Annotated in this window: 12 protein-coding genes; all 12 read right to left on the bottom strand. The window is 64.0% G+C overall.

Annotated elements, in window-relative coordinates; all coding sequences use genetic code 11:
* Window positions 1–157: 157 nt before the first annotated feature.
* The 12 genes from AC1Q6X_RS19125 to AC1Q6X_RS19070 all read right to left on the bottom strand — a co-directional run bounded on the left by AC1Q6X_RS19125 (window position 158) and on the right by AC1Q6X_RS19070 (window position 14671).
* Entirely contained in the window at window positions 158–664 is a 507-nt protein-coding gene (locus AC1Q6X_RS19125; protein WP_070222479.1) for a peroxiredoxin, read from the bottom strand.
* A 183-nt stretch (window positions 665–847) separates the two neighbouring features.
* Window positions 848–2056 carry a cell division protein FtsZ gene (gene ftsZ, locus AC1Q6X_RS19120; RefSeq protein WP_034784974.1) on the bottom strand — a complete coding sequence of 403 codons (1209 nt, stop codon included), beginning with the start codon at window positions 2054–2056 and terminating at the stop codon, window positions 848–850.
* A 154-nt stretch (window positions 2057–2210) separates the two neighbouring features.
* Window positions 2211–3443: a cell division protein FtsA gene (ftsA, locus tag AC1Q6X_RS19115; protein WP_010394955.1), complete on the bottom strand. Its 1233-nt coding sequence runs from the start codon at window positions 3441–3443 to the stop codon at window positions 2211–2213.
* 49 nt (window positions 3444–3492) lie between these two features.
* Complete coding sequence (locus tag AC1Q6X_RS19110) at window positions 3493–4311, bottom strand: cell division protein FtsQ/DivIB (RefSeq protein WP_492498147.1); 819 nt, start codon at window positions 4309–4311, stop codon at window positions 3493–3495.
* A gap of 1 nt (window position 4312) precedes the next feature.
* Entirely contained in the window at window positions 4313–5281 is a 969-nt protein-coding gene (locus AC1Q6X_RS19105) for a D-alanine--D-alanine ligase (RefSeq protein ID WP_230506306.1), read from the bottom strand.
* Window position 5282: 1 nt separating this feature from the next.
* Entirely contained in the window at window positions 5283–6686 is a 1404-nt protein-coding gene (gene murC / locus AC1Q6X_RS19100; protein ID WP_492498146.1) for a UDP-N-acetylmuramate--L-alanine ligase, read from the bottom strand.
* A gap of 10 nt (window positions 6687–6696) precedes the next feature.
* A complete protein-coding gene (murG, locus tag AC1Q6X_RS19095; protein WP_492419991.1) occupies window positions 6697–7791 on the bottom strand; it encodes an undecaprenyldiphospho-muramoylpentapeptide beta-N-acetylglucosaminyltransferase in 1095 nt (364 codons plus the stop codon).
* A complete protein-coding gene (ftsW, locus tag AC1Q6X_RS19090) occupies window positions 7788–8999 on the bottom strand; it encodes a putative lipid II flippase FtsW (RefSeq protein ID WP_070222487.1) in 1212 nt (403 codons plus the stop codon). The genes murG and ftsW overlap by 4 nt, the downstream gene beginning before the upstream one ends.
* Entirely contained in the window at window positions 8999–10555 is a 1557-nt protein-coding gene (gene murD, locus AC1Q6X_RS19085; protein ID WP_492498145.1) for a UDP-N-acetylmuramoyl-L-alanine--D-glutamate ligase, read from the bottom strand. Before murD ends, ftsW begins: the two co-directional genes overlap by 1 nt.
* Window positions 10555–11730, bottom strand: coding sequence for a phospho-N-acetylmuramoyl-pentapeptide-transferase (gene mraY / locus AC1Q6X_RS19080; RefSeq protein ID WP_070222491.1), 1176 nt, complete (start codon window positions 11728–11730; stop codon window positions 10555–10557). The genes murD and mraY overlap by 1 nt, the downstream gene beginning before the upstream one ends.
* A 2-nt stretch (window positions 11731–11732) precedes the next feature.
* Window positions 11733–13163 (bottom strand): UDP-N-acetylmuramoyl-tripeptide--D-alanyl-D-alanine ligase, encoded by a 1431-nt coding sequence (locus AC1Q6X_RS19075; protein ID WP_492498144.1) that lies wholly within the window; start codon window positions 13161–13163, stop codon window positions 11733–11735.
* Window positions 13163–14671, bottom strand: a complete 1509-nt coding sequence (locus AC1Q6X_RS19070) for a UDP-N-acetylmuramoyl-L-alanyl-D-glutamate--2,6-diaminopimelate ligase (protein WP_492498143.1) — start codon at window positions 14669–14671, stop codon at window positions 13163–13165. The genes AC1Q6X_RS19075 and AC1Q6X_RS19070 overlap by 1 nt, the downstream gene beginning before the upstream one ends.
* Between the last annotated feature and the right edge of the window lie 4 nt (window positions 14672–14675).

The following is a 14675-nucleotide window of genomic DNA, read 5'->3' as shown; positions in this document are numbered from 1 at the left end:
CGATGGCGCCGTTTTTTATTGCGTAGGTTGGATTAGCGCGCAGCGCGTAATCCAACAATGCCAGAGCAAACGTGATGCGAATTCCGCTCGTCGGCTTACGCTGCGCTAAGCCGACCTACGCCGACCTGCGCCTGGCCTACGCCAACCTGCGATCTGCTTAGGCCAGCTGGCTCAGCAAGGTCTCGGCATTCGACACTTCAAACTTGCCGCCCTGCTCGACGTTCAATTGCGTCACGACGCCATTGTCGACCAGCATCGAGTAGCGCTGCGAGCGCGTGCCCATGCCGTGCTTGGAAAAATCAGCGTCCAGGCCCAGGGCCTTGCTGTAGGCGGCATTGCCGTCAGCCATCATGCGTACGACGCCGGTGGCTTTCTGGTCGCGGCCCCACGCGCCCATCACGAACGCGTCGTTGACGGAGATGCACCAGATTTCATCGACGCCCTTGGCTTTCAGGTCGGCGGCGTGCTTGACGTAGCCTGGCACGTGCTGTGCGGAGCAAGTCGGGGTGTAGGCGCCTGGCAGGCCGAAGATGGCGATCTTCTTGCCCTTGACCAGGTCTTGCACGTTGAACGTGTTCGGACCCAGTGCGCAACCTTCGGTTTCGCTTTCGATGAATTCGGCCAGGGTGCCTTCTGGCAGGGTGTCGCCGATCTTGATGGTCATGTTGACTCCTTGTGTGCTGTCGGTTGAGGATGCTGCCGGCGTGATGCCGACACTGCGCGATAGTATGCCTGACTTGCCGCATTTGTGCAGAAAGCGGCCGGAAAGGCAAAGCCAAAAATCAAAAAACGGCAAAAAAAACGGCGGCCCTCAGGCCGCCGTCATCGTTACTGACATCAGATCACCTTAATCTGCTTGCTTACGCAGGAACGCTGGAATGTCGTAGGTTTCCATGCCATTCTTTTCCATCGCGCGCACTTGCTCGGAAGCCGATTCGCGGCGCCATACGGCTGGTGCCTTCATGCCGTCGAAACCGGCTGCCGGCGTGGCTACGCCAACCGTCGTCGTCGCCGCTTGCGCGCTACCCATGGCAGCCGACGGGGTCAGCGGGCTGTTGTGGGTGCCGGTGCGCAGCACTTGCTGCGGTACCAGCTGGATGTTTTTCTTCGCGCGGCCCAGGCCCGTGGCCACCACGGTAACGCGGATATCGTCGCCCATGGCGTCGTCGTAGGCGATACCTTGCGCGATCGACGCGTCCGGCGCGGCAAACGCGCGCACGGCAGCCATGACTTCCTTGATCTCCTTGCCTTTCAAGCCACGGCTGGCCGTGACGTTGACCAGCACGCCGCGCGCGCCAGACAGATCAATGCCGTCCAGCAGCGGCGAAGCGACAGCCTGTTCGGCGGCGATGCGCGCGCGGTCGACGCCGGACGCCGTCGCCGTGCCCATCATGGCCTTGCCCTGCTCGCCCATGATGGTTTTCACGTCGTTGAAGTCGACGTTGATATGGCCAGGCACGTTGATGATTTCGGCGATGCCGGCCACCGCGTTGTTAAGCACATCATCGGCGTGCTGCATCCATTCCAGCATGCTTTCGTCTTCGTAGATCTCTTCCAGTTTTTCATTGAGGATGATGATCAGCGAATCGACGTGCAGGGACAGCTGCTCCAGGCCTTCGTCGGCGATGTCCATGCATTTCTGGCCTTCGTACGAGAATGGCTTGGAGACCACGGCTACCGTCAGGGCGCCCAGTTCCTTGGCCACTTCGGCCACGATAGGAGCGGCGCCCGTGCCCGTGCCGCCGCCCATGCCGGCGGCGATGAAGACCATGTGCGCGCCGCGCAGCGAATCGGCGATGCGTGCGCGCGATTCTTCGGCCAGCTGGCGGCCGACGGCAGGCTTCATGCCGGCGCCCAGACCGGTATCGCCGATCTGGATGATGTTGTGGGCCTTCGATGTCGACAGGGCCTGTGCGTCGGTGTTGGCGGCAATGAACTCCACGCCCGACATGCCTTTGTTGATCATGTGTTGGACTGCATTGCCACCCGCACCGCCGACGCCGACGACCTTGATGACGGTACCTAAAGCTGTGTTATCGACCATATCGAACTCCATGATGTGCTCCTATCAGATGCGGTTTCCAAGCGCCAGGCCTCATATTGGTAGGAGAACTGGAGATTGAAAACTGCGGTTAAATATAAAATAAAGTTATGTGTGTGTACCTGCGATGCTGCCAAAAAACCTGTACTGCCGGGCGTAAATCATGCCCTTAAAAATTCCCTAAAAACCATTCCTTCATGCGTTGCCAGACTGCCTTCACCGAGCCGTCCTGACGCGTCACGATGTGGCCGCGCAGGTATTGCTTCTTCGCTTCCAGCAGCAGGCCCAATACCGTGGCATAGCGCGGACTGCGCACCACGTCAGCCAGCTGGCCCCGATACTCGGGCGTGCCCAGGCGCGCCGGTTTCAGGAAAATATCTTCGGCCATTTCCACCATGCCGGGCATGATGGACGTGCCGCCCGTGAGCACGATGCCCGACGACAGCACGCCTTCGTAGCCGGATTCGCGCACCACCTGATGCACCATCGCGAACAGCTCCTCGACCCTCGGCTCGATCACTGCCGCCAGCGCCTGGCGCGACAGGTTGCGCGGGCCGCGGTCGCCCAGGCCCGGCACTTCCAGCGATTCGCCGGGGTCGGCCAGGACCTGCTTGGCCACGCCATAGCGGATCTTGATTTCTTCCGCTTCCGCGGTCGGGGTACGCAAGGCCATGGCGATGTCGTTGGTGATCTGGTCACCGGCGATGGGAATGACTGCCGTATGGCGGATCGCGCCATCGGAAAATACCGCCACATCGGTCGTGCCGCCGCCGATGTCGATCAGCACCACGCCCAGTTCCTTCTCGTCGGGCGTGAGCACCGCATCGGCGGACGCCATCGGCTGCAGGATCAGGTCCGACACTTCCAGCCCGCAGCGGCGCACGCACTTGACGATGTTCTGCACCGCCGACACGGCGCCGGTGACGATATGCACCTTCACCTCCAGGCGGATGCCGCTCATGCCGATAGGCTCGCGCACATCTTCCTGGCTGTCGACGATGAACTCTTGCGGCACCGTGTGCAGCAATTGCTGATCGGTCGGAATGTTAACCGCTTTTGCCGTCTCGATGACGCGCGCCACGTCGGTCGCCGTCACTTCCTTGTCCTTGATGGCCACCATGCCGCTGGAATTGAAGCTGCGGATATGGCTGCCCGCAATGCCCGCGTACACATTGCGGATCTTGCAGTCGGCCATCAGCTCGGCCTCTTCCAGCGCGCGCTGGATGGACTCCACCGTAGCCTCGATATTGACCACTACGCCTTTTTTCAGGCCCTTCGATTCGTGCTGGCCCAGCCCGATCACTTCGTGGCGCCCATCGGACATCACTTCGGCTACCACCGCCACCACTTTCGAGGTGCCGATGTCGAGGCCGACGATCAGGTTTTTCGCGTCTTTTGTCATTTCTTTCGCCTAGTTTTTTGGGCTATTAATTGATTAATTGAGTATTCGGTCAAGCCGGTTTTTTAATCGGACTGCCATTTTTCTTCTTGATCGCCGGCGCCGGCCTGCCATCCTTGCCTTCGGCCGGTATCACCAGGCCGGCTGAACTGAGCGCCAGGCCATTCTGGTAGCGCATATCGATCGTGTCGATATTTTCCAGCCGGCTCGCCAGCTGCGGGTAGATGCCCACCAGCCGGTCGACCCGCGCTTTCAGGGTTGTATGATTCTGCTCGCGCCCCAGCGCCACGCTCATGCCGTTATTCAGTTTCACCGTCCACGCATAGCGGCTCGACAGCGACAGCGATTCAGGCACCATCTTCAACGGCGCAAACCACTTTGCCAGCTGCACATAGGTGGTCAGTACTTCCTTCTCGCTGCCATCGGGGCCGGCAAACGCAGGCAACTCATGGTCGTCTTCGGCTTCGGCCACATTGGCTGTAAACACATCGCCCTTGACCGACAGCAGGCGTCCATCCTCGCCCCAGGTGCCCAGCGCTTCGTGTTCTTCCAGCGCCACGATCAGCTGGTTCGGCCACTCGCGCCGCACGCTGGCGCGACGCACCCAGGGCACCGATTCGAACACGCCGCGCACGCTTTCCAGGTTGGTCGTGAAAAAATTGCCCTTGATGCGGCCCAAAGTGCCGCTGCGCAGGGTCAGGTAATTCACGTGGCGCAGGCCCTTGTCGTCCGCGCTCTCCACCTTGATCGTGCGCAGGTCGAACATGGGTCGCTGCGACACCCACCAGACGCCGGCGGCCACGCACACGACCAGCACCGCGGCCAGCAAGCCGTTGGCAGTCGTATTGAGGCTTTTAGCGTCATGCCACATATCAGCGCTGTCCCTTGTGCATTTTCAGGCTTGCGCCGGAAACGATTTCCAGGCACAGGTCTTCATAGCTGGTGCCTTCCGCGCGCGCCGCCATCGGCACGAGCGAGTGGCCCGTCATGCCTGGCGAGGTATTCACTTCCAGCAAAAACAGCTTGCTGTCGGCCGCACGCATCAGCACATCGACCCGTCCCCAGCCTTCGCAGCCGAGGGCGCGGTAGGCCGCCAGGGCGATGCGTTCCATCTCGGCGATGATCGCCGGGTCCAGCTGCGGCGGGCAGAAATACTGCGTATCGTCCGTGAAGTACTTGTTCTGGTAATCGTAATTGCCTTGCGGAGCGACGATTTCGATCGGCGGCAGCGCGCGCGCCGCAGCGCCCTTGCCAAGGATGGCAACGGTGAACTCGCGGCCCTTGATGAATTCCTCGGCCAGCACCGAATCATCGAGGCCGGCGGCGATGTCGTAGGCCGCCTGGAAGGCCGAGGCCTCGTTGACCGTCGTGATGCCGATGCTCGAGCCTTCATGCGGCGGCTTGACGATCAGCGGCAAGCCCAGTTCTGCGGCGACCTTGGCCAGGTCGGAGCTGTCGTCCAGCACCGCGTACTTCGGCGTCGGCAGCTCGTGCATCAGCCAGATCATCTTGGTATAGACCTTGTCCATGCCCACCGAGCAAGCCATCACGCCGCTGCCGGTGTACGGGATGCCCAGCTGTTCCAGCGCGCCCTGCAGGCTGCCGTCTTCGCCGAAGCGGCCGTGCAGCGCGATGAAGACGCGGTCAAACTTCTCAGCGGCCAGTTCGGCCAGGCTGCGTTCGCCCGTGTCGAAGCCATGCGCATTCACGCCATGGCTTTTCAAAGCGGCCAGCACGCCCGCGCCGGACATCAGCGACACTTCGCGCTCGGCCGAGCGGCCGCCGAACAGGACGCCGACCTTGCCCAATTGTTTAACGTCGATAGCTGAAGCTTGGTTCACGTCAGGCCTTTACAGTGTGAGATTGATACGTTGTCAGTTGATTCGGGATGCCGCTGATGGAACCGGCGCCCATGGTCAGCACGACGTCGCCGTCGCGCGCCACGCTCATGATGGTGTCGGCCATGTCCGTCATGGACTCGACAAAAAACGGCTCGATCTTGCCGCGCGCGCGCAGCGCATGCGCCAGGGCGCGGCCGTCGGCGGCGACGATAGGCGCCTCGCCCGCCGCATACACTTCGGACAAGAGCAGCACGTCGGGCGCACCGAGCACCTTGACGAAATCCTCGAACAGGTCGCGCGTGCGGCTGTAGCGGTGCGGCTGGAATGCCAGCACCAGGCGGCGGCCAGGATAGGCGGCGCGCGCGGCGGCCAGGGTCACTTCCGTTTCCACCGGATGGTGGCCGAAATCGTCGACCAGCGCGAAAGTGCCGCCGTTCGGCAGCGCCACGTCGCCATAGCGGGTAAAGCGGCGGCCCACGCCGGAAAACTCGGCCAGGCCCTGCTGCGTGGCGCTGTCGGCGATGCCGATTTCGCGCGCGATGGCGATCGCCGAGCAGGCATTCTGCACATTGTGCATGCCGGGCTGGTTCAGCACCACGTCGAGGTCCGGATAACCTTCCTGCAGCACGGTGAAATGCATTTCCAGGCCCACGGCGCGCGCGTTGATGGCGCGCACTTGCGCGTCTTCCGCGAAACCGTAGGTGGTGACGGGCTTGGTGACGGACGGGATGATGGCGCGCACGTGCGGATCGTCGATGCACAGCATGGCGCGGCCATAGAACGGCAAGCGGTGCGTGAACTGCACGAAGGCCTGCTTGAGCTTCTCGAAATCGTGCTCGTAGGTGTCCATGTGATCAGCGTCGATATTCGTGATCACTTCGATCATCGGCGTCAGGTTCAGGAACGAGGCATCCGATTCATCGGCTTCGGCCACCAGGTAGTCGCCCGAACCCAGCTTGGCGTTCGCGCCGGCGCTGGTCAGGCGCCCGCCGATGACGAAGGTGGGATCGAGGCCGCCCTGCGCCAGCACGGAGGCGACCAGGCTGGTGGTGGTGGTTTTGCCGTGCGTGCCGGCGATGGCGATGCCGCGTTTCAGGCGCATCAATTCACCGAGCATCACGGCGCGCGGCACCAGCGGAATCTTGCGCGCGCGCGCAGCCGCCACTTCCGGATTGTCTTGCGGGACGGCGCCCGACGTCACTACCGCATCGGCGTCGCCGATGTTCTCGGCCGCGTGGCCGAGCATGACGGTCGCGCCCAGGCTCGCCAGGCGCTGCGTCGCCGCATTGCTGCCCAGATCGGAGCCCGACACCTTGTAGCCGAGGTTGACCAGCACTTCGGCGATGCCGCTCATGCCGCTGCCGCCAATGCCGACAAAGTGGATATTGTTTACTTTATGCTTCACAGAGCTAACCTCATGCCAATTTTTCCAATACGTGTGCGATCGCCTCATTGGCGTCGCGCTTGCCTGCTGCCAGTGCCGCCTGCGCCATCTGCTGGCAGGTCTCGCGCGTCAAGGACGCCAGCAGAGTGCTCAGCGACACCGCACTCATTTCCGTCTGCGGCAGATGAATCGCCGCGCCTTGCTTCGCCATCCATTGCGCGTTGTCGCGCTGGTGGCTAGTGGTCGACGCCACCAGCGGCACGAGCACGCTGGCCACGCCGGCCGCCGTCAATTCCGACAAGGTGATGGCGCCCGCGCGGCAAATCACCAGGTCGGCCTCGGTATACGCCCTGGCCATGTCGTCGATGAAGTCGACCACGTTCGCTTGCACGCCCGCCTGCGCATATGCAGCGTGCAGGGCGTCGATATTCTTCTTGCCCGACTGGTGCGTCACCAGCGGGCGTTCGCCCTCCGGCATCAGCGCCAGCGCGGCGGGCAGGCTGTCGTTCAGCGCTTTCGCGCCCAGGCTGCCGCCCACCACCAGGATGCGCAGCGGTCCGCTGCGGCCCGCGAAACGCGCGGCCGGCGGTGCCATGGCGAGGATCTCGGCGCGCACGGGATTGCCCGTGACGACGGCCTTGCCGGCGGCGCTGCCGAAATCGGCGGGAAAACCGAAGCACACCTGCTGCGCCAGCGGCACCAGGGTCTTGTTCGACAACAGCAGCGCTGCATCGGCATTAACCAGCACCAGCGGCACCCCCTTCAGGCGCGCCATCAGACCGCCCGGCACGGTGACGTAGCCGCCCATGCCCATCACCACGTCCGGCTTGCGGCTGGCGATGAAACGGCGGATGGCAAAGAAGCTCGCCAGCATCCTGAAGCCGCCTTTGACCGTGTGCGCCAGGCCCTTGCCGCGCATGCCGGAAAATTCGATGGCATCCATGGGAATGCCGCTTTTCGGCACCAGTTCCTGCTCCATGCCATGGGTCGTGCCCAGCCAGCTCACTTCCCAGCCGCGCGCGCGCATCGTCTGCGCAATCGCCAGGCCCGGGAAGATATGGCCGCCGGTGCCGGCCGCCATGATCATCAGTCTTTTCGTCGTTTTCAAATTCGTCACGTTGTTCATAGCCGGCCTCCGCGCATCAGGATCCGGTTTTCGTAATCGATGCGCAGCAAAATCGCCAGGCCGATACAGTTAATCAGTACGCCCGTGCCGCCATAACTCATCAAGGGCAAGGTCAGGCCCTTGGTCGGCAGCAGGCCCAGGTTCACGCCCATGTTGATGAAGGTCTGCACGCCGATCCAGATGGCGATGCCTTTCGCCGTCAGGCCGGCAAAGGTCTGGTCGATGGCGATCGCCTGGCGGCCGATGTCGAACGCGCGCTTGATAATCCAGTAGAACATGCCGATCACGACCAGCACGCCCACCAGGCCCAGTTCCTCGCCGATTACGGCCAGCAAAAAGTCCGTATGCGCTTCGGGCAGGTAGTGCAGCTTTTCCACGCTGCCGCCCAGGCCCACGCCAAACAGTTCGCCGCGCCCGAAGGCGATCAAGGAGTGCGTCAGCTGATACGCCTTGTTCAGCGCATTGTCTTCCTGCCACGGATCGAGATAAGCGAAAAACCGCTCGCGGCGGAATTTCGACAGGGCGATGATGGTGACGAAGATCGCCGTCAGCATGGCGCCGATGCCGCCGAACCAGATGGCGTTGACGCCGCCCAAAAACAGGATGCCCATGGCGATGCAGACGATCACGCCGAAGGCGCCCAGATCGGGTTCCATCAGCAGCAGCAAGCCGACGAAGCTGACGGCCAGCGCCATCGGCATGAAGCCCTTGGTCAGCTTGTGCATGTATTCCTGCTTGCGCACCGTGTAGTCGGCCGCGTACAGCACCATCACCACCTTCATCAGCTCGGACGGCTGCGGCCGCAGGCCCGGCAGATTCAGCCAGCGGCGACCGCCGTTGACCGACACGCCCAGGCCCGGTATCAGGACCATCACCAGCAGCACCAGGGTGCCGATGAACAGCCACGGCGCGATTTTTTGCCAGGTCGCGATGGGAATGCGGAACACCAGCGCGCCGGCGATCACCGACACGCCGATGAACAGCGCCTGGCGCACGACGAAATAATTGTTCGTGTAGGCGGCAAACTTGCGCGCGTCCGACAGCGAGATCGACGCCGAATACACCATCACCATGCCGAGCAACATGAGCAGCAGGACCACCCACACCAGCGGCTTGTCGTAATCCATCATCTTCGACTGCCGCGCGCGGCTATCCAGCGGCTTGGCAGCCGAGCCGGAACCAAAGCGGAAAGGCAGTTGGAAGGCCATCAGATATCCTGTCCGTTTTCCAGGGCGATGTCGCGCACGGCGTCGACAAACACCTGCGCGCGGTGCGCATAGTTCTTGAACATGTCCAGGCTGGCGCAAGCGGGCGACAGCAGCACGGCGTCGCCGGCCAGCGCCAGGCTGCTGGCGCGCTTGACGGCTTCCGGCAAGGTGGCGCAATCGATGATGTCCACACCGGCCGGCTCGAGCGCCGCGCGCAAGGCTGGCGCATCACGGCCGATCAGCACCACGGCGCGCACGTAGCGCGAAACCGGTTCGGCCAGCGGCGAGAAATCCTGCCCCTTGCCGTCGCCGCCGGCGATCAGCACCAGGCGCTGTTCCGCGCCGCCAAACGCCTTGCCCAGGCCGGACAACGCGGCCACTGTCGCGCCCACGTTGGTGCCCTTGCTGTCGTCGTAGTATTCGACCTCGCCCACGGCCGTGATCAGCTCCACGCGGTGCGGTTCGCCCTGGTATTCGCGCAAACCGTGCAGCAGCGGCGCGAACGGCAAGCCGATGGCGCGGCACAGGGCCAGCGCCGCCAGCGCATTCGAGGCGTTATGCTGGCCGCGGATTTTCAGCGCGTCGGCCGGCATCAGTTTCTTGGCCATCGTCGGCACCGGTTCCGGCGCCGGATCGTTCTTCCTGCGTTTTTTCTCGATCACTTCTTCGCTGGGCACGGCTTGCGCCAGCCAGAAGATGCCGCGTTCATTGACCAGGCCAAAGCTGTCCACTTCCGCCGGCTCGCCCGTGCCGAAGGTGACCGTCTCGGCCAGCGGATCGGCCATGTGCATGACCAAGGCATCGTCGCGGTTCAGGATGCGCACGGTCTGCTCGCCGAAGATGCGCGCCTTGTCCTTGGCATACGCGGCCATGTCGCCATGCCAGTCCAAGTGATCCTGCGACAGATTCAGGACCGTGGCCGCATCGGCCTGCAGGCTGAACGTGGTGTGCAGCTGGAAGCTGGACAACTCGAGTATCCACGCCTGCGGCAAGGTGCCGGCGACGGGTTCGGCCGCTTCAGCGTCCGCCTCCACCGGCTGCGGCGCAGGCTCGGCATCGAGCACTTCGCGCAGCACGTCCAGCGCGGCGGGGCTGATATTGCCGGCCACGCGCGTGACCAATCCGGCGCGCTCGCACAGCAGGCCTACCAGACTGGTGACGGTCGTCTTGCCATTCGTGCCCGTGATGGCGATGACTTTCGGCGCATAGCCGCGTTCCGCCTTGAGCGCCGCCAGGGCCTGCGCGAACAGTTCGATCTCGCCCCACACGGGAATGTTTTTTTCCTGCGCGGCCGGGGCGATTCCAGCCAGTTCGCGGCCCGGCGCCAGGCCGGGGCTGACGGCAACGAAGTCGACGCCATCGAGCAGCTCGGCCGAGAAGGCGCCGGCGATGAACTGCGCCTGCGGCACGGCAGCCTGCAACGCGGCCAGGCGCTCTGGCGCTTCGCGCGTATCGGCCACGCGCACGCAAGCACCGCTGCGGGCCAGCCACAGAGCCATCGCCAGCCCCGATTCGCCGAGGCCCAGTACCAGTGCGGTTTTAGCGTCGTACATCATCAGCGCAGCTTCAAGGTGGTCAGGCCGAGCAGCACCAGCATCATGGTGATGATCCAGAAACGCACGACAACCTGCGTCTCCTTCCAGCCTTTTTGTTCAAAATGGTGATGCAATGGCGCCATCAGGAAGACGCGGCGGCCCGCGCCAAAGCGCTTCTTGGTGTACTTGAACCAGACGACCTGGATGATCACGGACAGCGTTTCGACGACGAAGATGCCGCCCATGATGAACAGCACGATTTCCTGGCGCACGATGACGGCGACGGTGCCCAGTGCGCCGCCCAGTGCCAGCGCGCCCACGTCGCCCATGAACACTTTCGCGGGGTGCGTGTTATACCAGAGGAAGGCCAGGCCGGAACCTGCCAGCGCGCCGCAGAAGATCACCAGTTCGCCGGCGCCCGGAATGTGCGGGATGAACAGGTAGCGCGCATACGTGGCGTTGCCCGTCAGGTAGGCGAACAGGCCCAGGGCCGTGCCCACCATCACGGTCGGCATGATGGCCAGGCCATCGAGACCGTCCGTGAAGTTGACGGCGTTGCTGGTGCCGACGATGACGCAATAGGTCAGCGCGATGAAGCCCCACACGCCCAGCGGATAGCTGATGGTCTTGAAGAACGGGACGATCAAATCGGCCTTCGGCGGCAGGTCCATGGCGAAGCCCGACTGTACCCAGGCATAGATCAGGTTCCACACGTGGCCCGCGTCAGGTTCCGACACGGAGACGGAAAACGCCAGGTAAAACGCGGCGACGATGCCGATCAGCGACTGCCAGAAGTATTTTTCGCGCGAGCGCATGCCTTCCGGGTCCTGGTGCACCACCTTGCGGTAATCGTCGGCCCAGCCGACGGCGCCAAAGCCCAGGGTGACGATCAGGACCGGCCAGATGAAGCGGTTCGACAGGTCGGCCCACAGCAAGGTGGAAATGCCGATGGCGATAAGGATCAGCACACCGCCCATGGTAGGCGTGCCATGTTTTTTCAGATGCGTTTGCGGGCCGTCCGTACGCACGGCCTGGCCGACCTTCATGCGCGTGAGCATGCGGATCACGGCGGGGCCGGCGCACAGGCCGATCAAAATCGCCGTCAAGGTGGCGAAGACGGCGCGGAAAGTGATGAAGTTAAAGACCCGCAATGGGCCAATGTCGTCCTGGAAATAATGAGCGAGCCAGAGCAGCATGATTAGTGAGCTTCCTTGTTATTGTTGTTTGAACCAATCAAATGCTGCACGGCCCGTTCCATCTTCATGAAGCGGGAGCCCTTGATTAATACTGTTGCATCCGAACGGCCGGACAAATGCGCATCGAGCGCCGCCAGCAAACCGTCGAACTGTTCGAAATACTCCACGACCGTGCCCGATTCCTGGCTGGCGGCTGCCTGCGCCGCACTCACCAGATGGCGCGCCAGGCCGCCCGTCGCCAGCACGTGTTCGATGCCTTTGGCGGCGGCGTAGGCGCCGATCTCTTCGTGGAACTGCTGCCCCTGCGTGCCGACTTCGCCCATCTCGCCCAGCACCAGGATGCGTGGTGCCGCGGCCTGCGCCAGTACATCGATGGCCGCGCGCGCCGAATCCGGATTGGCGTTATACGTGTCGTCAATGATGGTGGCGCCGTTGGCGGCACGTTTTTTCTGCAGGCGGCCGTTCACGGGCGCGAACGCCTCCAGGCCCTGCTTGATATGTTCGATGGCGATGCCGGCGCCCAAGGCGCATGCCGCCGCGGCCAGCGCATTACGCACATTGTGTTCGCCCGCCGCCTGCAAGCCCACGAAGAACTGGCGCAAGGCGCCGTCCTGCGCGCGCACGCTGACGAACAGGTCACTGCCAAAATCCTCGGCCGCGCGGTGCGTGCAGCTCACGTCCGCCTCTTTCGACAGGCCGAAGGTGATGGCGGCGCGCGCGCCGGCCAGCTCGCGCCACAAGGGCGTGAATTCGTCGCCATGCGGGAAGACGGCCACGCCGTCGCCGGCCAATGCCGCCAGCGCGGCGCCGTTTTCGCGCGCCACCGCTTCGACCGTATGCATGAATTCCTGATGCTCGCGCTGCGCATTGTTGACCATCGCCAGGGTCGGCGCGGCGATCGCGGCCAGGCGCGCGATTTCTCCCGGATGGTTCATGCCCATCTCGATGACGGCCGCCTTGTGTTCTTCATTCAGGCGGAACAGGGTCAATGGCACGCCGATCTCGTTATTCAGGTTGCCGCGCGTGGCCAGGCGCGCTTCTTCGCCAAAGGCCGCCGCCAGGATCGATGCAATCATCTCCTTGACGGTGGTCTTGCCATTGCTGCCGGTGACGCCGATGACGGGCACATTGAAACGGCCGCGCCAGTGGTTGGCGATGCGGCCCAGCGCGGCCAGGGTATCGGGCACCATGATGGCCGCTACCTTGCCGCTGTCCCAGCCTGCGGGCAGGCGCTCGACCACCACGGCGGCGACGCCGCGCGCGGCCACCTGCTCGAGGAAGTCGTGGGCATCGAAACTCTCGCCGCGCAGGGCGACGAACAGCGAACCGGCCTGGGCGCTGCGGCTGTCGGTGGAGACACCGTCAAAAACGGCGTCGCCCGTCCGCTGCGCGCCGTCCAGCGACGGCATCAGTTCTGTCAGGGTGCCGCGCATCAGTTCGTCCTCATCATGGTCAGGCGCGCGGACAGGGCCAGCTGCGCATGGTCGGCATCGGAGAACGGCAGTTTCTTGCCCTTGATTTCCTGGTACGGTTCATGGCCCTTGCCCGCCAACAGGATCACGTCCGGCTTGGCGGCGTGCTTGATGGCCGACAGGATGGCGGCGGCGCGGTCTTCGATGGCTTGCGGCTGCGGGCCGTCTGCGTGCATGCCGGCGACGATCTGCGCGATGATGGCGTGCGGGTCTTCGCTGCGCGGATTGTCGCTGGTGACGAGCACGTGATCGGCCAGCTGCGCGATGGCGCCCATCTGCGGACGCTTGCCCGGATCGCGGTCGCCGCCGCAGCCGAACACGCACCACAGCTGGCCGCCCCGCTCCTGCGCCACCTGGCGCAAGGCGGCCAGGGTTTTTTCCAGCGCGTCCGGCGTATGCGCGTAATCGATGACGACCATCGGCGCTTCCTGGCCGCCCACCTGCTGCATGCGGCCCGGGGCCGGCTGCAAGGATTCGATGCCGTCGATGGCGGCGCGCAGGCCGGTGCCGTGCGCCAGCAAGGCGCCCAGCACGGCCAGCGCGTTGCTGATATTGAAGTGGCCCACCAGCTGCGTCTTGACCAGCGCCACGCCCAGCGCGCATTCGAGGTGGAAGTCAGTGCCGGCATTGCGGCTGCGGAACTGGCTGGCGCGCAGCATCAGCATGCCCGGCAGGTCGGGCAAGGCGGCCGCATCCTGCAGGGTGTAGCCGATGACGGGATATTCGCCGGCCAGCTTGCCATCCACGTGCGCCGCCAGGCGCAAACCCATGGGGTCGTCCAGGTTGATGACGGCCGTTTTCAGGCCGGGCCAGTCGAACAGCTTGACCTTGGCCGCCTCGTAGGCCGCCATGTCGCCATGGTAGTCGAGGTGGTCGCGCGTCAGATTGGTAAACATGGCGACGTCAAAATGCATGCCGGCCGCGCGGTCCTGGTCCAGGCCGATCGACGACACTTCGATGGCGACGGCCTTGGCGCCAGCGTCGCGCATGGCGGCCAGCTTGCGCGCCAGCAGCACGGCGTCGGGCGTCGTGTAGCCGGTGACGTCAAATTCGATGGCGCCGCGCGGCTTGCACAGGCCCACGCCCAACGTCCCGATGACGGACGATGGCTCGCCCAGGCGCGCCAGGGCTTGCGCCAGCCACAAGGCGCACGAGGTCTTGCCATTCGTGCCCGTTACGCCGGCGCTGAACATGGCGCTGTCGGGCATGTCGTAGAAAGCATGCGCCACGGGGCCGGCCAGGCGTTTCAGGTCGCTGACCAGCAGGTGCGGCACGCTCCATGCGGCGTTCCATTCCACGGCGTCATGCACGATGGCGGCGGCGCCCTGCGCGATGGCGGCGGCGATGAAATCGGTGGCGCCCGCATAGGCGAAAAACACGTCGCCGCGCTGCACGCGGCGCGAATCGGACGTCAGCTGCCCGGACGGGGCAGCCGTTTTGATCCACAAACTGATGTCTTGTATGGTCATGAGT

Source organism: Janthinobacterium sp. GW823-FHT06H09, assembly GCF_058794735.1.
The sequence above is the reverse complement of the archived record's forward strand: the minus strand, read 5'-3'. Positions and strand labels throughout refer to the sequence as shown.